This is a genomic window from Palleniella muris (assembly GCF_004792655.1).
GTDB classification, from domain to species: Bacteria; Bacteroidota; Bacteroidia; order Bacteroidales; family Bacteroidaceae; genus Prevotella; species Prevotella muris_A.
The window spans coordinates 46,494-67,597 of record NZ_SRZC01000013.1 but is presented as its reverse complement, the minus strand read 5'-3'; the positions used below and the strand labels follow the sequence as shown (position 1 = coordinate 67,597).

Below are 21,104 nucleotides of genomic sequence, written 5' to 3'. Positions count from 1 at the left end.
TATTTATGAAGAATAACAACCTCGTGATTATGGCAGGTGGCGTAGGCAGCCGCTTTTGGCCAATGAGTACAGAAGAGACGCCAAAGCAGTTCATTGATGTGCTTGGTGTAGGAAAGTCGTTGTTGCAACTGACAATGCAGCGTTTCGCAGGAATCTGTGCCCCGGAAAATGTATGGGTAGTCACAAATGCTGCTTATGTGGATAAGGTTCACGAGCAGTTGCCTGAAATTCCACGTGAGAATATTCTCAGTGAGCCTTGCCGCCGCAATACAGCTCCATGTATCTGTTATGTCAGCTGGCGCATAAAGTCAAAGAATCCGAATGCCAATATTGTCGTGACACCGAGTGACCATATCGTTACAGACACACAGGAGTTCCAGCGCGTGATAAAGTCTGCTTTGCAGTTCACAAGTGAGAGCGACGCCATTGTCACTCTTGGAATGAAGCCGACACGTCCGGAGACCGGATATGGATACATACAGGCAGACCTTGCTTCAAACACCCTGCGCAACAAGGAAATCTTTACCGTAGAGCAGTTCCGTGAGAAGCCGGACCTTGAGACTGCCAAGGAGTATGTCAAGCAGAATAACTACTTCTGGAATGCAGGAATTTTCGTGTGGAGTGTCTCAACCATTGTCAATGCCTTCCGTCTCTATGCTCCTACGATAAACCGTATCTTCGAGAGTTTGGAAAGCGTTTATGGCACACCTGAGGAGCAGGCTATGATAGACAAGGTTTATCCTGAGTGCGAAAGCATCTCTGTGGACTATGCCATTATGGAAAATGCAGAGGCAATATATGTCCAGCCTTCTGATTTCGGTTGGAGTGACCTTGGCACATGGGGCTCATTGTGGACTCTTGTCAAGCATGATGTCAATGGCAACGGATGCATCGGAAGCAATGTGCGCATGATTGATTCTCATGACTGCATTGTACATACTACCGAAGAGAAACAGGTTGTCATACAGGGACTTGACGGCTATATCGTGGCAGAGAAAGATGACACATTGCTGATATGCAAGTTGTCGGAAGAGCAGCGCATAAAGAACTTCCACGATTGATAAAGGACGGCTTTGCACATGGAAAGCATAAATTACGGCAGGTGTTCATATTTGAATGCCTGCCGTAGTTGGTTTTGTTTGTATGTATGTTGTTTTCCGGAGAATGTTCTTGAAATTATTTTGTTATTGTATTGATTATCCAAACAACAGTTTTAGAGCTTCTTCCACTCTTCGTACGGGGTGGATGCTGATGTGAAACCGTTTTAAGTCCGTTCCTGCGGTATTGTGTTTCGGGATGATGATGTCTGTGAATCCGAGTTTCTCTGCTTCTGCAATTCTTTGCTCTATGCGGTTGACGGGGCGCACTTCTCCTGACAGTCCGACCTCACCGCACATGCACCAGCCCGTTTCGACGGGGATGTCAATGTTGCTTGATATGACAGCCGCAAGGATTGACAAGTCCATTGCCATATCCGTGACACGCAGTCCGCCGGCGATGTTTATGAAGACATCCTTCTGTATGAGTTTGAAGCCCACGCGTTTCTCAAGTACGGCGAGCAGCATGTTCAGGCGGCGTTGGTCGAATCCTGTTGCCGAACGTTGCGGAGTGCCGTAGGCTGCAGTGGAGACAAGCGCCTGTGTCTCGACGAGGAATGGGCGCACACCTTCTATTGCTGCGGAGATAGCGAGTCCCGACATGCCATCACGATCCTGTGTGAGCAGGAGTTCGGAAGGGTTTTCCACTTGTCGTAGTCCCGTCTGTTGCATTTCGTAGATGCCGAGTTCGGATGTTGAGCCGAAGCGGTTCTTTATGGAGCGCAGGATGCGGTACATGTGGTGTTGGTCGCCTTCAAACTGTATGACGGTGTCAACGATGTGTTCCAGGATTTTCGGACCTGCGATGGCTCCGTCTTTTGTGATGTGCCCGATGAGTATTATCGGTGTGCTGCTTGTTTTCGCGTATCTCAGCAATGCTGCTGCGCATTCGCGCACTTGTGTGAGGGAGCCCGGCGAACTGTCCACGGTATCAGTGGCTATGGTTTGTATGGAGTCGATGATGACAAATTGGGGATGAATGTCATTCATCAGGTTAATGATGCTCTCCAATGAGTTTTCGCATACAACATCGATGTTATCGTTGTTGTTACTACTTCCGTTGCTCAGTCGTTCGGCGCGCATCTTTAATTGGTGTGCGCTTTCCTCTCCGCTGACATAGAGTATGCGTATGTCGCTGATGTTGAGTATAGTCTGTAATGTCAGCGTTGATTTTCCGATACCCGGTTCTCCTCCAAGTAGGACGATACTTCCTTTTACGAGTCCTCCTCCGAGCACGCGGTTGAGTTCATTGTCGTGCATGTCGAGCCGTGGTTCGTCCTTTGTTGCTATGTCGCGCAGTTTGTGTGATGTCGGAGTGTTTTTCTGCCCGATACTTAAAGAACTCTTTGCGGAGTTGCCTGCGATGCGTATCTCGCGGAATGTGTTCCACTGTCCGCAACTTGGGCATTTGCCAAGCCATTTTGATGATTCCTGTCCGCAGTTGGAGCAGACATAAGCTGTTTTGTCTTTTGCCATTATTTATTTTTGGAAGGACATAATTCTGATATCGGGCATTTGTTGCAATGCGCTTTTCTTGCTGTGCAAATGTATCTGCCATGGAGAAGTATCCAGTGGTGGGCGCGGGACAGGAGTTCTGACGGAATGAGTTTCACAAGTTCGCGTTCCACCTTCTCCGGAGTGTCAGCTTTTTTCGTTACAAGCCCGAGTCTGTGGCTTACGCGGAAGACGTGCGTGTCAACAGGCATTGCTGCTTGGTCGAATGCAACGGCAAGCATCACATTGGCAGTCTTCCTTCCTACTCCGGGGAGAGAGACAAGAGCATCGAAATCATGTGGCACCTCACCGTCAAATTCCTCAACAAGTTTTCTTGCAAGTTGTGCGAGATGAAGGGATTTTGCATTAGGATAACTTACGCTTGATATGTATTCAAGTATATCCTCCGCTTCGGCTTTTGCCATTTCCTGCGGGGTAGGGAAATGCTTGAACAATGCGGGCGTCACCGTATTCACGCGTTTGTCAGTGCATTGTGCACTGAGAACGACAGCGCACAGCAACTGGAATACCGAGCCGAACTCCAGTTCGGTGGTGATTTCCGGTTGCTGTGCGTGGAAATATTCAAGTATGCGTTCTGTACGCTCCTTCTTTGTCATTATTTTTTCTTGTTCTCTTTCTTTGTGGCAGGTGCCGGCTTGTATGCCTTGTTGAGCCCTGCTATGATTTCGTTGGTCACGTCGTATGCTTTGTCAGCATAGAGGAGGTTGTCTCCTGATTTTGAGAAGATGATCGAGTACTTCTTGTCTTTGTTGTACTTTTTCAGATAGTTGGCGATAGAATCATGGAGAGCAATGTTGTATTTCTCCTGCTCTTGCTGGAACTCTGCGCCAAGACGCTGTTGAAGAGCCTGAAGGTCAGCATTCTGCTTCTGCAAGCCTGCCTGAATGGCTTCTGCCTGTTCGCGTGTGTATGCGTTCTGCTGAATCTTCTGCTGGAAATTGTTTGCGGCAGTCTGGAGAGCCTGACCTTTCTGCTGTATGGTAGCCTCTATGTTCTGTCCCTTTTTGGTAAGAATCTGTGTGTAATCCTTGCAGAACTGGTATTGTGTCATGATGGAGTCCACCTCGACATAAGCTATTTTGAGTTCTGCTGGTGCGTTCTGTGCAGGAGCGGCAGCTTCATCTGCGTTCTTTGACTTGTCACACGCTGTCAGTGATACGGCGGTGAAGGCAGCGATGGCTGCTGCGCGGAAGATGTTCTTGTTCATTTCTGTTTATAGTTTTTTGTTGTTTCTTTTCTTTTTCTTTTCGGCTGGTTATGCTTTTTTGCGTATTTTTCTGCTGACATGCTCCGAACGCTCCCGCTCTTCTTTGTCTTGGTCCATAACGCAGTGTATTCCCCTGTCTTTCATGGCTTGGGAGTCATGGATATGTATTGACGACATTTCCCCGTCAGGTTTCAGCAACACCTTTATTCCGATAAATGCCATGCCAATAGCAATAATTAACACCGAAAGTAATAGAGTTTCAATCATTTTTCGTATCTTTGCAACACATTTCTGATGTATTCAGGTGCAAAATTAGTAAAAAAAGTTCATATAACCTTATTAATTATACTAAATAATGACTAAAAATGAATTAAAACCACAAATAGTGTTTGATGAGTTCGCGAAAATAAACAAAATCCCGCGTCCTTCAAAGCATGAGGAAAAGATTATAGAGTATCTCAAGAATGTCGGTGAAGAATTAGGGCTTCCGACAAAGGTGGATGAAGCAGGCAATGTTGTCATTTGCAAGCCTGCCACTCCGGGATACGAGGAAAAACCGACTGTGATATTGCAGTCGCACATGGACATGGTCTGCGAAAGCCTTGCAGGCAAGGAAATTGATTTCGAGACTGACCCGATAGAGACTTACGTCGAGGGCGAGTGGCTGAAGGCTGACCGCACGACTCTCGGTGCTGATGACGGCATCGGTATGGCTATGGAGCTTGCGTTGCTGCGTTCCGATGATGTTGAGCATGGACCTATAGAGTGCGTGTTCACTCGTGACGAGGAGACCGGACTCACCGGTGCTATGGGCATCAAGGAAGGTTTCATGACCGGTGATTACCTCATCAATCTGGACTCAGAGGATGAAGGCCAGTTCTTCATCTCTTGTGCAGGCGGCATTGGCACGACAGCAGTGTTCAAGTACGACAGGGAGGAGGTTGGAAATGATTTCTTCTTTGTGGAGGCAGAAATAAAGGGACTGCTGGGAGGGCATTCCGGAGACGACATCAACAAGAAGCGTGCGAATTCCATCAAGCTGATGGCGCGTTTCCTCTACAATGAGATGCAGAAGATGCCGGTGCGCCTTGTCTCATTTGAAGGAGGAAAGGCTCACAATGCCATTCCGCGTGACTGCAAGGCTGTTTTTGCCGTTCCTGTGTCAAAGAAGGAAGAGGTGAAAGTGGATTGGAACATATTTGCCTCGGAAGTTGCTGACGAGTATCATGCTACGGAGCCAAGCATAGAAATGCTTATGGGTTCGGCGGAGACCGGTCAGGTGATAAAGGAAGAAGCCTCAAATCGTATTATCCGTTGCCTGCAGGCTGTTGACAACGGAGTGTTCGCAATGTGTCAGGACGAAGAACTTTCCTGGCTTGTGGAAACATCAAGCAATCTTGCAAGTGTTCGCACACAATGCAATGAAATGGAGGTTGTTACATCGCAGCGTTCTTGTGTCATGAGCCAGCGTGATAACATCGCAGCCACAGTGAAGGCGTGCTTTGAACTCGCAGGTGCAGAAGTGGAGCAGGGCGACGGTTACCCTGCTTGGCAGCCACGTGCAAACTCACATCTTGTTGATGTTACTGCAGAGACTTACTGCAAGTTGTTTGGCAAGGAGCCTAAGATTTTGGGAATACATGCAGGACTGGAATGCGGATTGTTTGCAGAGCGTTATCCGAATCTCGACATGGTGAGTATGGGTCCGACGCTCCGTGGCGTGCACTCTCCGGACGAGAAGCTTCACATACCGTCAGTGCAGATGGTGTGGGATCATTTGCTTGAGATACTGAAGAATATCTGATAATATTCATAGGACGAAGATGCGAGGGTGCCATGTCGTTGTGTGCATTCTTGTATCTTCGTCTTATTGTTTTTTGGCGTTTGCATCTCATTGGATGCAAATGTGGAATCCTATTTTTGATTGAAATTGAATAAACGGAAAATATTATTTGCGCTGTCGCTGATATGCTTTTTCAGCGTCAGTTCTTTTGCTATAGGACATCCTAAACGAGAGGTTAGGGCTGTGTGGCTGACCACCATAGGCGGACTTGACTGGCCGCATTCCTACTCCCAGTCACAGAACAGCATGGCACGGCAGCAGGAAGAGTTGCGGAAGATTCTTGACAAACTCCAGCGCGCAAACATCAATACAGTGTTGATTCAGACGCGTATACGTGCGACAAGCATCTTCCAAACGACAGCATCTTCGGGCAACGAACCGTGTGACGGATGCCTGTCAGGCTTCCCTGGAAAGTCTCCGGGATATGATGCTCTTTCCTTTGCCGTGGAAGAATGCCACCGCCGCGGCATGGAGTGCCATGCATGGGTAGTTGCCATTCCCGTAGGAAAATGGAATGGTGTGGGATGCCAGCATCTCCGCAATTCGCAGCCGGGAATTGTCTATCGGATAGGGCAGGAGGGCTACATGCGTCCGGAAGACTCGCGCACGGCTGCTTATCTGGCGCGTTATTGTGCGGACATTGCACGACGATACGATGTTGACGGTATAAGTCTTGATTATATTCGTTATCCGGAAGCACAGGCGAAATTGCCGCGTGCAGATGTCGGAAGGGCGAATATCACTCGTATCGTGAAAGCTGTGCACGATTCTGTGCGGGCTGTGAAGCCGTGGGTGAAGCTGAGTTGTTCCCCTGTTGGCAAACATGATGATACAAACCGCTTTTGGAGCCGTGGCTGGAATGCGCGAAGCCGTGTGCTGCAGGATGCCAAGGAGTGGATGCGCTTGGGATATATGGACCAAGAATATCCGATGATGTATTTCCGTGGAGACAATTTCTATCCTTTCGCTGTCGACTGGATAGAAGGTTGCCATGGCAAGGCAATTGTGCCGGGACTGGGAATTTACATGCTGCATCCGCGTGAGAGCAATTGGAGTTTGGATGACATTACGCGTGAGCTCTATGTCCTTCGTCATGAAGGTGCAGGCTTTTGCATGTTCCGTTCAAAGTTTTTCACAGATAATGTTAAGGGTATTTATGACTTCGTGAGTCAGAGTTTTTGCCGTTACCCTGCCATAGTGCCTGTGATGTGTGGGCGTGAAAGTGATGCTGTTCCAGCTCCTACTGATATAAAAGTCTTCAGTTCTGCTGGGGGGGCAAATGTGAGTTGGAGTAGCAATGGGAAAGACTTGTTATATAATGTATATGTATCGGATTCTTATCCTGTGGATGTGAGCAAGGCTGAGAATCTGCTGTGCGTGCGTAGAAAGGGAACATCAATAGCAATCACCAAACCAATGAAAATGTTCTTTGCTGTCACTGCGATGGACCGTTATGGCAATGAAAGCAAGCCGTGCCAGCAGCCGTGTGCAAAACTTCCTGAAGAGATAAAGCCCGGTTGGTATTGGGTGACTCACCCGCTTGGCAGATAGTATGTCTGTGCTTTCTGCAAAAGAAAAGTGTGGTCTTTATAAAATAAAGTTTGCCTTGACGGGCAATAAGAAAATGAAGTGTGACCTTTCGGATGACGGAAGGTCACATTTTTATTGGTCGGAGGTAACCTTTTGCAGTACAAAAGGTCACCTTCGATTTGCTATGCCATTAAGAGGGGATTTTATGGGAAAAACCGGCATTTTTATCGCTTTTCACCTCTAAAAAACAACAAAAATGCAGGAAAAATGAAAAAAGTTCCCGAAATCCTTGCACAGTTCATGAAAAAGTCGTACCTTTGCACTCGCAATTAGGAAATCACTCATCCTTTGCAGGCAAGCAAAGCCTTTTGGAGAGATGGCAGAGTGGTCGATTGCATCGGTCTTGAAAACCGACGTACTGAGAGGTACCGGGGGTTCGAATCCCTCTCTCTCCGCTAAGGGCTCTTGAAGAAATTCATGAGCCCTTTTCATTTATTAATCCCACAAATGGGAAAGGAATATGATTTTCATGGAGAGATTGTGCATCCTAAAAATGTAACCATAATAAATATAAAAAAAAATGTATCCACTTTTGTTTGAGCCAAATCTACATACTGTGGTTTGGGGAGGGAATAGACTTGAAGAATGGAAAGGAGTTGTCAGGACTGGTTCACCTGTTGGGGAGTCATGGGAAGTAAGTTGTGTGCCTTCATCAACATCGGTCATTGCTAATGGCAAGTGGAAAGGCAGATTGCTTTCAGAAGTTATCAAGGAGTACCCGTATGGAATACTTGGGGAGAAAGTTGCCAAGAAATATGATTGTGAGTTGCCTTTGCTCGTGAAATTTATTGATGCAGAGCAGGATTTGTCCATACAAGTCCACCCTGATGATGAGATGGCGCAGAGAGAGCATGGCAAGATGGGCAAAAGTGAAATGTGGTACATCATTGATGCAAAGCCAGGTTCTTATCTTTATGCCGGTTTCAAGGAAACTCTTACACCGGAGGAGTATGCCAGAAAGGTTGCGGACGGAACAATATGCGAGAGTCTTGCAAAGCACGAGGTTCACAAGGGGGATGTTTTCTATCTTCCTGCCGGAAGGGTTCACGCCATTTGTGGCGGAATTTTTCTTGCGGAAGTGCAGCAGTCTTCCGATGTGACTTACCGTATATTTGATTATAACCGCCCGGGCATAGACGGCAAGCCTCGTGAGCTTCATACAGAACTTGCATCAAAGGCTCTTGACTTTGAGGTTATAGACGAGTACCGTACGATTTATGATGATGATGCTCATCGCGCAAACCACTGCATAGACTCACCGTTCTTCAATGTCCGTGTCGTGGATGTCGAGGCTCCTTTTCATCGTAATCTTCTGAAATACGATTCTTTTATAATAACGATGTGCTTGGAAGGAGACTGCAAGTTGCGTATGCGCTCTGAGTTGTCTTTGGAGTCTGAGGTTGTTCTTTATGAAGGACATTCGTGCCTTATTCCGGCAGATATAGCTGATTATGACGTGGTTCCGTTGAATGGCAGGTCATTGTTGCTGGACGCTTTCATAGACAATAAGGACCGTTCACTGTTGTCACGTGCGACGCGGTTCCTGCATATTACAGACAAATAGTTTTTTCTTACGTATGGCATAGCAGATGCTTTTGCGTTCATGCGGATTGAGGAAAATGAGATGCTCCCTGAAAGATTCCAAACTGTTTTTGGGGACATCTCATTTTTTTTTTGTACCTTTGCATCATAAACTTAATAAAAACATTAGAATTTTATGGCAGATACAAAGAATTATAGGATTGGAGTTGATTATAAGCTCTATACAGTTGGAGATAATGGAGAGCGCGTTCTTGAGGAAGAGACAACAAAGGACGTGCCGTTCCGCTATCTTTCCGGTTTTGCGATGACATTGGATAAGTTTGAAGAGGAGACCGTCGGACTTAATGTCGGTGACACTTTTGACTTCACCATTGAGAAGGAAGATGCTTATGGTGACTATTTCGCTGACCGTGTGCTTGATTTGGGTAAGGACATGTTCTCTATTGACGGAAAGTTTGATGCGGAGAACATAAAGGTCGGAGCTATTGTGCCTTTGCAGAATGAGGATGGCGCACGTTTCTTCGGACATGTGCTTGAAATCACTGACACGACAGTGAAGATGGACCTTAATCATCCTTTGGCAGGTCGCAGACTGAATTTTGTCGGCAGCATTGTTGAAAAGATTGAGGCTTCGGCACAGGAGATTCAGGCAATGATGTCGCATCTTGCCGGTGAGGGCGGTTGCGGAAGTTGCGGCGGTGGTTGTCATGGCGGCGACTGCGGAAGTTGTGCGGGTGGCTGTGGCGGCTGCAAATAACCGGAATAGTCAGGAATAGAATAATCATCAATAATATATCCGATTACTATGTCGAATAGCACAGGTACAATCTTCACATTGACAACTTTCGGTGAAAGCCATGGTGCTGCCATTGGCGGTATTGTTGATGGTATGCCGGCTGGAATAGAAATAGACGAAAGGTTTGTTCAGCAAGAGCTGAACCGCCGTCGTCCCGGTCAGAGTGCGATAACCACAAGCCGTAATGAGCCGGACAAGGTTGAGTTTCTCAGTGGAATATTTGAAGGAAAATCAACAGGATGTCCTATTGGATTTGTCGTTTATAACCAAAACCAGCATTCTCAGGATTATGAGAATATGCGTTGCCTGTTCCGTCCGTCCCATGCTGATTTCACATACCACGAGAAATATGGCATACGTGACCATCGTGGCGGTGGCAGAACCTCTGCCCGCATAACCATCAGCAGATGTGTCGCCGGTGCATTGGCAAAACTTGTGCTGCGACAGATTGGTGTGGAGATTCATGCGTACACAATGCAGGTTGGCAATGTCGGTATAGGAAAGGATTATCAGAAATACGACCTGTCATTGTCGGAGACAAATGCTGTCCGTTGTCCTGATTTGCAGAAGGCAGCGGAAATGGAACAGCTGATAAAGGAAGTGAAGTCAGAAGGTGATACCATTGGTGGTATAATCCAATGTGTGGTGAAAGGATGTCCTGTAGGACTTGGTTCACCGGAGTTTGACAAGCTTCATGCTGTCCTTGGCAAAGCAATGTTGAGCATCAATGCTGTTAAGGGCTTTGAGTACGGTGATGGTTTCGATTGTATATGTGCTCGTGGTTCGGAACAGAACGATGTGTTCTATAAGGATGCGGACGGTTCTGTGCGGACACGAACTAACCATAGCGGCGGAATTCAAGGCGGACTGTCGAATGGGCAGGATATTGTCTTCCGTGTAGCTTTTAAGCCTGTTGCTACATTGCTGAGAGAACAGGACACAATCGACATGGAAGGGAATCCTACTGTGCTGAAGGCAAAGGGACGCCATGATCCTTGTGTTCTGCCACGTGCAGTTCCTATTGTTGAGGCTATGGCTGCGATGGTTATACTTGATGAATATCTTAAGAACAGAAGTGTAAGATAATAAGAAAACTGCTGAGAACTAATTTATATGGAGTTTTATAAATTGGTTCTCAGCAGTTTCTTTATTTTAGGAGAGAATTTATTCCGAGAGAATTTGTGCGTAAATCCTTTCAAAATGATTGCGGAGGAGAGTGGGGGAGGCTATTATATTACGTATGTTTTTCAGGTGCTGTTCATTCTCCGAACCGGCAATCCAAAGGTGTATATAGCCACGGGCGGAGTATTTGGCATCCAGATGTTTGTAGAACCGCTCAAAATGTTCCTCCTTTGTTTTCTCCGGATAATGGTCCATACCATATTCTATGGTGCGGCGCATGATAGTTTCCGGTTCCAGTTCGCGGTCTGCCTCAGCGACAATCTTTCCGTAGATGCTTCTCGGTGCTTTTGAAGCGGAAGCACGATGGTCTTCAACGGCCTCTTTCATTATCTTCAGTTGTTCCGGTGAGAACCAACGTCTTAGCCTTGCGTCGGTGATAAGAATCTTTCCTGATGTGATGTGGTGTATTGCACGAGGTCCTTCAAGTCCCAGATCATGGTATGCTGCAATGACATAAGCCATATCCTCGTCCGCACCGATATTGCGCGCAAGGGTCAGGGACTTGTTGATTACATTTGTTGCGTGCCTTATTGAATGGGCACGGTCGAAATCATTGTATCGAGGGAGAATCTCCGTCTCGATGAAATTCATTATTTCAAGATTCATGTCAGTTATTGAATGTCCAGTTGAGTCCAAAGCGGAACACACGTCCGTTGATAGGATTGTGCGGTGTCAGGAAGTAGTTACCCTTGCCGGAGCAGTTGACATGGCTCATCATAAAGAAGAAGCGGCATTGTTTCAGCTGGAAGTTAGCATAGACATTGCAGATAGGGTAGTTGCCGACCTTGGTGCGTAAGTCCGGGTTCTCCTGAATTGCGAATGATTGCAACTGCGGTACATATTCCGGTGCGTAGTAGTTTGTGAAGTAGCGCATGTCGACACCGAAGTCTGTGGCAAGCACGCGGGCAATCTTGAATCGGAGGTAGAGTGTGCTGTAGACATTGAATTTCGGCAATGGAAGGACTGTCTCATCCGAGCTTTTCTGGAATGTGAGCACATTGTCAAAATGCAGGATGCCAAACTTCAGGTTCTGCCACAGTTGCGCTGTGATGACCTGCACGCTCGATACCTGATGCGGTGCTGCTGTTGTGGCGATGTGCGCGTTGTTTTCTCCCAATTCGTATGATGTTCCGAGGTAGGTGTAGTTTGTGATGTTGTCGACAGCGAACCGGAAGCGCGTTTTCGTACGCTGGAGTGAGAAGTTTCCTTCAATGTGAGTGCGTGTCGCGTTGTCAAGGTTCTCATCCCATTGGAAATGGCGTGATGTGAAAGTCTCAAAATATTCGCTTGGGTCATTAAGACTGAATCCGCCTTTTGCCTCCAAGGTAACTGTATCTCCGAGCAAAGGGAAATTGACTTCCGCCTTACCTTCTATCTCAAATTGTCCGGCATCGTCTCCGGCAACGCACACTTCACCGATGACATCAAAGTTGAAAGTCTTGCCCTGATGCCTTGAGAGTTGTCCGCCCACACTGAAGTTGTGCTCATTCCATCTTTTGAACTCGTGGGGTGATATTGGGTTGGAATAGTGGTACAATTCACTGGCAGCGAACACCTTGAGTCCGGCTTTCGCATATTTGTTGAATCCTTCGAGAAGAGAGACACCAAAAGTGTTGCGTAGATAGGAATGTTTATATCTGTCGTTGATGGAGTCTGTCTCCAAGTTGTAGAAGTCATCCTTGTAATAATTCTCCGGTGAGCTATATGCAAGATATGTTCTGCGGTAATTATCAAACTGTGCTGTATGGAAGAAACTTGTAACAGGAACGTATTCTTCCTTGGTGAAGTCCTCTTTCTCCTGTTGTGGCTTTTCCTCGATGATTTCCCCGTTGCCGGCTTCCTCCTTCTCCTCCTTTTCTTTCTCTGCCTTTTCCTTTGCAGCGGCAATGGCAAACTTTTTTGCTTCAATTTCCTGCTCAGTCATTGGAACACGGCGTGTGAAGCCCAAACTGTAGCGGTGTGTGAAGAATACGTGCTGATTGTCGTGCCTGTTCCAGTTGTTGCTGAGTACTGTGGGAATCTCGTTCTCACTGAAGTTGTCCGTGAACATTTCCGGATGTTTTATGTAATTATCATCCAGTATGCCACCGTTCTCTGCTTGTTTCTGGTGGTTTGTGGACATCAGCAGGTGCGCTTGGTATCTGTCGCCAAGATAGCTGCCCCACATAGTGTAGTTAAAATGTGAGGTGCTTTGATTCTGATAATATCCTCTTGCGTACAGGTAGTCAAACTTGAATCCCACTCCAAGTTTCTTACCAGCATTTACGGCAAACAAAGCTTTCAGGTGGTCCTCACCGTTCATCTTGTTTCCGCACTGGTTGTATTCAAAGTTTGTTATTGGCGACAGAGTGTTTGTGAAATGAAAGTCCTGCGGTTTGACAATGATTTGCGACCATCCGCTTGTGAATATGAATTCATCGTCATCATCATCTCTGTCTATGAAAATCCTGTTGATGCGTGGGGAGCCGTTATTGCCAAGGGTCTGATATTCTCCATATATTCCTGATGGGAACACATGGTTCATGCGGAGATAGGAAGTCGTATCAGGTTCGGCATGGCTCATGTCTCCGGACAAAGCATCTACTGTCCAGACATAGAGTCCTTTAGGAATCTTCTTATGTTGGGCAGTAGAGTCGCGGCGTCCGTTTGTCATATTGCCGTCTGCATCGACCATAGTTCCGTCATCAGAAAGTAGTGTGTCGTCAAATTGTGCGTTGGTTGTGATTGCACAGAAAAATAAGAGTGATATTATTAAAAGTCTTTCCACTTATCGAATTATAGAGTTATAATACATGTAGAGCCGTGTTGTTTGGGATGCCTCTTTCTATTTTCGGAATCTCAATACACATTCTGCCATTTTGAAGAACATTGATGTCATAATGACAAGAATTCCTAATGTCGGTTCTGGTTGAAGCCAATACAACAGACCACCACTTACTGCACCAATCATGAAAATAATGTTCAGAATCTGCCGTATGACGAAAACACGGCTTTTGCCTCCATTATATTCGTTGTCAATTTTTCTTTTATGTGTTTCCATTTTTTGCTTAGTTATTGTTTACTTATTCGTGAAAGATAATTGAAGATTTCTTCAACCCTGTCAATGGTTTTTCTGCGGAATTTTCCGCTCAGAGGGTATAGTCTTGTACCTTTCTTGTTTATGGCCTTGCTGTCTGTAATCCATTCCTCGGCAGTGTATATTTCTTTTTTGTCTGTTTTATATTCATAGGAAATACGGCAAAGTCTTATATCTACAGCACCGTTCTTGCAATTCGCAATGAGTGTGTATCGGAATTGGGTAAAGTCTTTTGATATGAACGAGGAGGAGAATACCATTTCCTCATCTAACTTTGCGGCTATGATATGTTCACGCTTGTTGACTGCAGCTATACGACTGTCGGATTGCAGTGAGTCTTTTGTAAGAGATTGTATGGCATTTAATGCGCGGTCGTACAATTCGTCAGCGGAAACACCGGGAACAGTTATAGTCTTGTCCCATTCCACCTTACCGTTCACTTCCGGTACTTTTCCTGCAGCATATTTTGGATCTATTTTAGAAATAGCTTGTTTTGTCTCCTTATGTGCAGAAATAGCTGTAGTATTTTTCTGCTCTTTCTGTTTCTTTCTTTTAGAGTTTTTAGTGTTCTCTACTTGAGTGTCCTCCGGCAATTCCCATTCGGATTGTGCCATTGAGCTCAGAGGGAGGCTGGCAATGGCAAGGATGATAAGTTTTTTCATGTTTGTTATTGATTAAGAAGGAATTGTTTGAAATCTGTAAATTCTTTGGTCATAGGTACAACCGCTTTCTTTCCGTGCATAAATGCCTGAAGGCGTGCCGGTATCTCAATGTCTGTTGAAAGGATTCCGTCAACGGTATCCTTGAATTTTGCCGGATGAGCCGTTTCACAGAACACTCCGGTCTCACCGTCCAGCAGCTGTTCCTCAAGAGCTCGATAACCACATGCGCCATGAGGGTCAAGGATATATCCGGTAGTAGCATAGCATTGTCTCATTGTCTCACGGATAAGCTCGTCACTGTATGTGGCACCGGAAATATCTGCGCAAATATCCCGATGTTCTCCTTTGTAAAGCTCAATGATACGTGCGAAATTGGAAGGTGCTCCGACATCCATGGCATTAGCTATGGTCTGGACAGAGGATTTCGGTTCATAGACGCCGGTTTGCAGATATTTGTAGAAAATATCGTTGGCATTGTTGGCTGCAATGAAACGCTTTATCGGCAATCCCATCCGCTTGCCGAAGAGTGCAGAGCAGATGTTACCGAAATTGCCTGACGGAACACAGACAACCAATTTGTCCGCAAGACCTTTCTCTTTCATGCGGGCATAGGCATTGAAATAGTAGAACGCTTGTGGTAGGAAGCGCGCAACATTAATAGAGTTTGCAGATGTCAGTTTCATGTGGCGATTCAGTTCCTCATCCATGAACGCAGCTTTCACGAGTGCTTGGCAGTCATCAAACACTCCGTCAATTTCTATTGCAGTAATGTTTTTGCCAAGAGTGGTGAACTGGCATTCCTGAATAGGGCTGACTTTTCCTTTTGGATAGAGCACATAGACATGAATGCCTTCAACACCAAGAAAACCGTTTGCCACGGCAGAACCTGTATCACCGGAGGTCGCAACAAGGACATTGACCTGATGTTCTTTATCAAGTTTGCCCTCTTTCTTCAGGAAATATTGCAGAATGCGTGCCATGAATCGTGCACCTACATCCTTGAACGCCAATGTCGGACCGTGGAAAAGTTCAAGAGTGTATATATTCTCTGTGATTTCTTTTACAGGACAGTCAAATTGCAATGTATCATATACGATGTCCTTCAGAGATGATGCATCAATGTCGTCTCCAAAGAACGCATCGGCAACTTTGTAGGCTATCTCCCGGAAGGACAGCTTCTCAATGTTGTCATAAAACTCTTTCGGGAGTGGCTTGATATGCTCAGGCATATACAGTCCTTTGTCTTCTGCAAGACCTTTTACGACAGCCTTTTCAAGAGTTGCTAACGGAGCCTTTCCGTTTGTTGAATAATATAGCATAATAATGTTTTGTTTACAGTGATTGGAATTGTCAGATGCTCATCAGAGCATTTATGAAACCGTCTTTCTCCAGAGTTCCGTAAGAGCCCTCTTTGCAGGAGTCTTCATCGTATTGCTGCACAGAGTCCGGTGTCAGTCCCGGTGCATAGATGAGGAACGGCACCGGGTCTGCGGTATGTGTGCGGTGACGAACCGGGGTAGGGTGGTCAGGCAGTACAGCAATGGCAACATCCTCATTCTTGACATTCTCGTAAATCGGACCTATAATCCTGGAGTCAAGGTCTTCTATCGTTTTGATTTTAAGATTGAGGTTACCGTCATGTCCGGCTTCATCGCTTGCTTCCACGTGCAGATAGACGAAATCATCTCCGTCGTGTAATGCTTTTATTGCAGCTTCCGCCTTGCCTTCATAATTGGTGTCATACAAACCGGTTGCTCCTTCGACGTCTATACATCTCAGCCCGGCAAGAGTTCCGATACCGCGGATAAGGTCAACAGCTGTGATTACCGAACCGTGCTTTATTTGTGGATACTGCTCAGGGAGCGTTTTCATGTGTGGACGATAACCGCCAGCCCATGCCCATATACTGTTTGCCGGGTCTTTCCCCTGTGCGATGCGTTCCTTGTTAAGCGGATGTTTAGCAAGAAGTTCTTGTGACCTGATTGTCAAATTGTTGATGAGTTCAGCTGTCTGTTGCGGTGTCAGTTGTGTTGTCGCGTTATCGGTATCAGTATCTTCGCCGGCCTTGACAAGCAATGGACGCCACGCTTGTCCCGGAACATCGTGAGGCGGAGTGCATTGTATGTGTTTGTTTCCACCTTTAATGACAAGGAGGTGGCGATACTGCACACCCGGATAGAAATGAACTCTGTCATTGCCAAGATGCTCTTGCAAGTGTTCCATAAGCACTTTTCCTTCCTCCGTATCAAGATGTCCGCAAGAATGGTTCTTGATTTTCTCATCTTCAATGCAGATGAGATTACAGCGTATAGCCATGTCGTCAGGAGCGAGTTCCACGCCGATAGATGCTGCTTCAAGCGGTCCGCGCCCTTCGTACACCTTTTTTTGGTCATATCCGAGTATGGAGGAATTTGCCACTTCGGAACCTGGATGAAAACCATCCTGAATGGTTTTCAGCATGCCTGTGCGTCCGTTTCTTGCAAGCAAATCCATATAGGGAGTGCTTGCAGCTTGTAGCAGAGTCTTGCCACCAAGTTCCTCGTTATGCCAATCTGCCATACCGTCGCCTATTATGATAATGTATTTCATTGTATTGATGCTTTGATTTCACATTATTATATATTGGCGATAGACATCACATTGGCAAACACTCCGGCTGCCGTAACAGATGCTCCGGCTCCGTAGCCTTGTATGAGCATAGGATATTCTTTGTAGCGTTCAGTTGTAAGAAGGACAATGTTGTTGGAACCGGCAAGCTCGTAGAACGGATGCTCCTGTGGAACTTTCTGTAATGAGACGCTAGTCTTGCCATTGTCAAGTTTTGCAACAAAACGCCAACGCATATTGTTCTCTTCCATCACTTTACGCTCTGCCTCGAACTCTTTGTCGAGTTCCGGAAGCCTCTTCCAGAAAGTCTCCAAACTGCCCTCAAAATATTCATCCGGAACGAAAAGGTGCTTCTCGACATCGTCCTGCTCCACTTTGTAGCCTGCTTCTCGTGCGAGAATGACAAGTTTGCGGACAACATCCATACCAGAAAGGTCTATGCGCGGATCCGGTTCTGCATATCCTTTTTCGTGCGCAAGACGTACAGTCTCCGAGAATGGCACCTCCTCGGAAAGTTCATTGAATATGAAATTCAGTGTCCCGGACAACACTGCTTCAATCCTAAGTATGCGGTCACCGGAATGCACAAGGTCGTTGATTGTTCCGATGATAGGCAGTCCTGCTCCGACATTTGTCTCAAAGCGGAATTTCACGCCATGAGCAAGTGCCGTTTCCTTAAGATGCTTGTAATTAGTGTATTTGGAAGAGGCGGCAATCTTGTTGCAAGCTACGACACTGACATTGTGCTCAAGCAGCTCCTGATAGAGTTTAGCCACCTCAATAGATGCCGTGCAATCGACAAAAACACTGTTGAAGATGTTCATTTTCAGTATGCCTTCAAGCATTTTCTTTGCATTGCTTGGCTCTGCCTGGTCGAGTTGCTCGCGATATTTGTTCAAGTCTATACCCTCGCGCGAGAATATAGCTTTCTTTGAAGAGGCAATTCCTACGACATTGAGGTTGAGGCGGCTGTGCTTTTTCAGTATTTCCTGCTGGTCGCGTATCTGTTCTATGAGTTTGCCGCCTACGGTTCCTACACCGCAGATAAAGATGTTGAGGACTTTGTATTCCGAGAGAAAAAAGGAGTCGTGGATGACATTGAGCGACTTACGGAGATATTTCTCCTGCACGACAAACGAGATGTTTGTCTCTGAAGCACCCTGCGCACATGCGATGATAGAGATGCCCGAACGTCCCAATGCACCGAACAGTTTGCCGGCAATGCCCGGAGTGTGCTTCATGTTCTCGCCCACAATGGCAACTGTGGCAAGACCGCTTTCTGCTGACATTGGGAACATTGCTCCGGTCTCAATCTCTTTGGCAAACTCGTTGTTGAGCACAGTCACGGCATGTTCCGCATCGGTGTCCTGCACACCAATGGATGTTGAGTTCTCGGATGATGCTTGCGAAACAAGGAACACGGAAATCCCTTGCTCGGCAAGTGCTGTGAAAATACGTCGGTTGACACCTATGACACCGACCATGGAGAGACCGGTCACGGTGATAAGTGTCGTGCCTTTGATGCTCGAAATGCCTTTGATTGGCTTGTTGTCATCGTCAACCTTCTGCTTGATGAGTGTTCCGGGATGTTGAGGGTTGAACGTGTTCTTCACCCTGATAGGAATGTTGTTGACACACACCGGATAGATTGTCGGAGGGTAAATTACTTTCGCACCGAAATTACACAGCTCCATGGCTTCGATGAAAGATAGCTGGTTGATGGTGTATGCTGCTGGTATGACTCTCGGATCAGCGGTCATGAAGCCGTCAACGTCGGTCCATATCTCAAGAATCTCTGCTCCGAGTGCGGCAGCAATGATGGATGCTGTGTAGTCCGAACCGCCACGTCCGAGATTCGTAGTCTCACCGTTGTCCTTGTCCATGGAGATGAATCCCGGTACAAGAGAGATGCGTGGAAGGTCGGCAAATGTTTTTTTGACAAGTTTGTTTGTCAATTCCGAATCAAGAATGTGCTTCCCGTTCTTGGAAGAAGTCTTGATGAACTCCCGTGAATCAAACCAATGTGCCCCTTCGATAAGTGTTGCCACAATCTGTGACGAAAGTCTTTCTCCGTAGGCAACAATGGCATCCTGAGTCTTTGGCGAAAGGTCATGTATCAGGTAGACGCCGGAGTAAATGGAGCGCAACTGTTCCAGCAGTGCATCGACAATGTTAAAAAGTTTTTCCCTGTTTCTGGAATCAGTGATTATGGTGTCAATCATCTTATGATGACGGTCAACCATTGCGTCAAATTCCTGTTTCCACTCGTCTTTGCCCTCAACGGCAAGGCGTGATGTGGCAATAAGCTTGTCGGTTATACCACCAAGGGCACTGACAACTACAACTACCGGTTGCTCTTCTGCAGCGTTAAGGACAATCTGCTTAAGGCTGAGAATACTTTCAACAGAACCTACACTTGTTCCGCCAAATTTCAATACTTTCATTTCGTTCTATTAATGTTTTTGGTCTGCCTGCATTCCCCGATACGTAAGGGGACGGAGACGGTTACACATCCGGGCAAATGCTGATTCGGCACCGTCCTCGTTCAAGACCTCAAAACAAAAGAGGATTCCCTTGCGTAAGACAAACTGCAAAGCCGGCCTTTGCCCAATGAATGATAATTTAGTGCAAATATACTAATAATTTCTCAAGAAACGATGCTTTTCTCCTATTAAATATGTAATTTGTTTGCTTTTTTTAGTATTATGACTGATTCGCTAAGGTATGACGGAAACCAAGAGAAGGCAATAGTAAAAGTGTAACGCAAATGCTGTCATGGTCAAAGGTAACGTTTTACAGTGCCAAAGGTTGTGTTTTGTCATGTTAAAGGTAACCTTTCACCGCATAAAGTGTTACCTTTTGGCAGGTATTGGATAAATGATTTTTATCTTAAGTTTAATGCGGTAATGTAAGTTTTTGATAATCATCATGTAATCATGCTTGCCTATATATGAAAAGAGCGTAAGTTCTGCAAACTATGATTCGCACAACTTACGCTTGAAAAAATACTTTCCAAGATGCTATTTCATCATGTATTGTTTATTTGTAGAACTCTGTCTTTCCGGCTGAGAGAGTGTTCTTCATCAGTGAGCAGATTGTCATAGGACCGACACCGCCCGGTACAGGAGTGATGAATGAACATTTCTCCGCAACTTCATCGAACTTTACATCGCCGGTCAGCTTGAAGCCTGACTTGCGTGTTGCATCAGGCACACGTGTCGTACCGACATCTACAATCACAGCACCTTCCTTTACCATGTCTGCTGTGACAAAGTTTGGACTGCCAATTGCTGCAATGATGATGTCCGCTTCGCGGCATTCTTTCTTGAGGTCTGCAGAATGTGAATGGCATACGGTAACTGTGGAGTCTCCGTATTGTTTCTGCATCATGAGCTGTGCCATTGGTTTTCCTACAATGTTAGAGCGTCCGAGAACAACACATTTCTTTCCGCTGGTCTCAATGTTGTAGCGTTTCAGCAGGGTGATGATGCCAAGTGGTGTGGCGGAAATGAAGCATGGGAGTCCGATTGCCATACGGCCGACATTGATAGGGTGGAAGCCGTCCACGTCTTTCCTGTAGTCAATGGCTTCAATAATCTTCTGTTCATTGATGTGTTTCGGGAGTGGGAGCTGTACAATGAATCCGTCAACGTCCTCGTCCTTGTTTAGTTTGTCAACACAATCAAGCAGTTCTTCCTCTGTGATGTCGTCCTCGTAACGAATCAGAGTGGACTTGAAGCCACAGGCTTCGCATGCAAGAACTTTGTTTTTCACATAAGTCTCGGAGCCACCGTCATGCCCTACGAGCACTGCGGCAAGATGCGGTTGCTTGCCGCCCGTTGCCATGATTTCCTTGACCTCTTCTGCTATCTCTGCCTTTATGGCTGCAGCTGTTGCTTTTCCGTCTATTAATTGGTACATTGGAATGGAAATATGATAAATTAAGATGCGTTGCCGTGTATGTGGCAACGCATGTATACTAATATG

General features: G+C 46.2%; 17 protein-coding genes and 1 tRNA gene. 7 read left to right on the top strand and 11 right to left on the bottom strand.

What is annotated here, in order from left to right; all coding sequences use genetic code 11:
- Positions 1-5 precede the first annotated feature (5 nt).
- Positions 6-1,061, top strand: coding sequence for a mannose-1-phosphate guanylyltransferase (locus tag E5358_RS08985; RefSeq protein WP_422121070.1), 1,056 nt, complete (start codon positions 6-8; stop codon positions 1,059-1,061).
- 135 nt (positions 1,062-1,196) lie between these two features.
- Here E5358_RS08985 and radA read toward each other — a convergent pair whose 3' ends face one another.
- From radA to E5358_RS08965, 4 genes are read right to left on the bottom strand one after another with little or no spacing between them, the layout of a single operon-like run.
- Positions 1,197-2,573 (bottom strand): DNA repair protein RadA, encoded by a 1,377-nt coding sequence (gene radA, locus E5358_RS08980; protein WP_135939856.1) that lies wholly within the window; start codon positions 2,571-2,573, stop codon positions 1,197-1,199.
- A complete protein-coding gene (gene nth / locus E5358_RS08975) occupies positions 2,573-3,208 on the bottom strand; it encodes an endonuclease III (protein ID WP_135939855.1) in 636 nt (211 codons plus the stop codon). Before nth ends, radA begins: the two co-directional genes overlap by 1 nt.
- Entirely contained in the window at positions 3,208-3,819 is a 612-nt protein-coding gene (locus tag E5358_RS08970; RefSeq protein WP_135939854.1) for an OmpH/Skp family outer membrane protein, read from the bottom strand. The genes nth and E5358_RS08970 overlap by 1 nt, the downstream gene beginning before the upstream one ends.
- Before the next feature lie 48 nt (positions 3,820-3,867).
- Entirely contained in the window at positions 3,868-4,086 is a 219-nt protein-coding gene (locus tag E5358_RS08965; RefSeq protein ID WP_135939853.1) for a hypothetical protein, read from the bottom strand.
- 88 nt (positions 4,087-4,174) lie between these two features.
- Between E5358_RS08965 and E5358_RS08960 the strand changes: the two genes are divergently transcribed.
- The 6 genes from E5358_RS08960 (at position 4,175) to aroC (ending at position 10,676) form a co-directional block, all read left to right on the top strand.
- Positions 4,175-5,623: an aminoacyl-histidine dipeptidase gene (locus E5358_RS08960; protein WP_135939852.1), complete on the top strand. Its 1,449-nt coding sequence runs from the start codon at positions 4,175-4,177 to the stop codon at positions 5,621-5,623.
- Positions 5,624-5,749: 126 nt separating this feature from the next.
- Complete coding sequence (locus E5358_RS08955; RefSeq protein ID WP_168354623.1) at positions 5,750-7,213, top strand: glycoside hydrolase family 10-like protein; 1,464 nt, start codon at positions 5,750-5,752, stop codon at positions 7,211-7,213.
- 349 nt (positions 7,214-7,562) lie between these two features.
- Positions 7,563-7,647: transfer RNA gene (locus E5358_RS08950), tRNA-Ser, on the top strand.
- Between the two features lie 125 nt (positions 7,648-7,772).
- Positions 7,773-8,816 carry a type I phosphomannose isomerase catalytic subunit gene (locus E5358_RS08945; RefSeq protein ID WP_135939850.1) on the top strand — a complete coding sequence of 348 codons (1,044 nt, stop codon included), beginning with the start codon at positions 7,773-7,775 and terminating at the stop codon, positions 8,814-8,816.
- A 153-nt stretch (positions 8,817-8,969) separates the two neighbouring features.
- On the top strand, positions 8,970-9,551 hold the full coding sequence (locus tag E5358_RS08940; RefSeq protein WP_135939849.1) for an FKBP-type peptidyl-prolyl cis-trans isomerase: 582 nt from the start codon (positions 8,970-8,972) through the stop codon (positions 9,549-9,551).
- A gap of 48 nt (positions 9,552-9,599) precedes the next feature.
- On the top strand, positions 9,600-10,676 hold the full coding sequence (aroC, locus tag E5358_RS08935; protein ID WP_135939848.1) for a chorismate synthase: 1,077 nt from the start codon (positions 9,600-9,602) through the stop codon (positions 10,674-10,676).
- Between the two features lie 78 nt (positions 10,677-10,754).
- On the opposite strand, the gene E5358_RS08930 is transcribed toward aroC, so the two are convergent.
- From E5358_RS08930 to folD, 7 genes are all read right to left on the bottom strand, one after another.
- Positions 10,755-11,378 carry an HD domain-containing protein gene (locus tag E5358_RS08930; protein WP_135939847.1) on the bottom strand — a complete coding sequence of 208 codons (624 nt, stop codon included), beginning with the start codon at positions 11,376-11,378 and terminating at the stop codon, positions 10,755-10,757.
- Position 11,379: 1 nt separating this feature from the next.
- A complete protein-coding gene (locus E5358_RS08925) occupies positions 11,380-13,539 on the bottom strand; it encodes a putative porin (RefSeq protein WP_277821233.1) in 2,160 nt (719 codons plus the stop codon).
- 284 nt (positions 13,540-13,823) lie between these two features.
- Positions 13,824-14,510 (bottom strand): DUF4468 domain-containing protein, encoded by a 687-nt coding sequence (locus tag E5358_RS08915; RefSeq protein WP_135939845.1) that lies wholly within the window; start codon positions 14,508-14,510, stop codon positions 13,824-13,826.
- A gap of 5 nt (positions 14,511-14,515) precedes the next feature.
- Entirely contained in the window at positions 14,516-15,829 is a 1,314-nt protein-coding gene (gene thrC / locus E5358_RS08910; RefSeq protein ID WP_135939844.1) for a threonine synthase, read from the bottom strand.
- Positions 15,830-15,860: 31 nt separating this feature from the next.
- On the bottom strand, positions 15,861-17,099 hold the full coding sequence (locus tag E5358_RS08905; protein WP_135939843.1) for a cofactor-independent phosphoglycerate mutase: 1,239 nt from the start codon (positions 17,097-17,099) through the stop codon (positions 15,861-15,863).
- A gap of 26 nt (positions 17,100-17,125) precedes the next feature.
- Positions 17,126-19,561, bottom strand: a complete 2,436-nt coding sequence (gene thrA, locus E5358_RS08900; RefSeq protein ID WP_135939842.1) for a bifunctional aspartate kinase/homoserine dehydrogenase I — start codon at positions 19,559-19,561, stop codon at positions 17,126-17,128.
- Positions 19,562-20,156: 595 nt separating this feature from the next.
- Positions 20,157-21,038: a bifunctional methylenetetrahydrofolate dehydrogenase/methenyltetrahydrofolate cyclohydrolase FolD gene (gene folD, locus E5358_RS08895; protein WP_135939841.1), complete on the bottom strand. Its 882-nt coding sequence runs from the start codon at positions 21,036-21,038 to the stop codon at positions 20,157-20,159.
- Between the last annotated feature and the right edge of the window lie 66 nt (positions 21,039-21,104).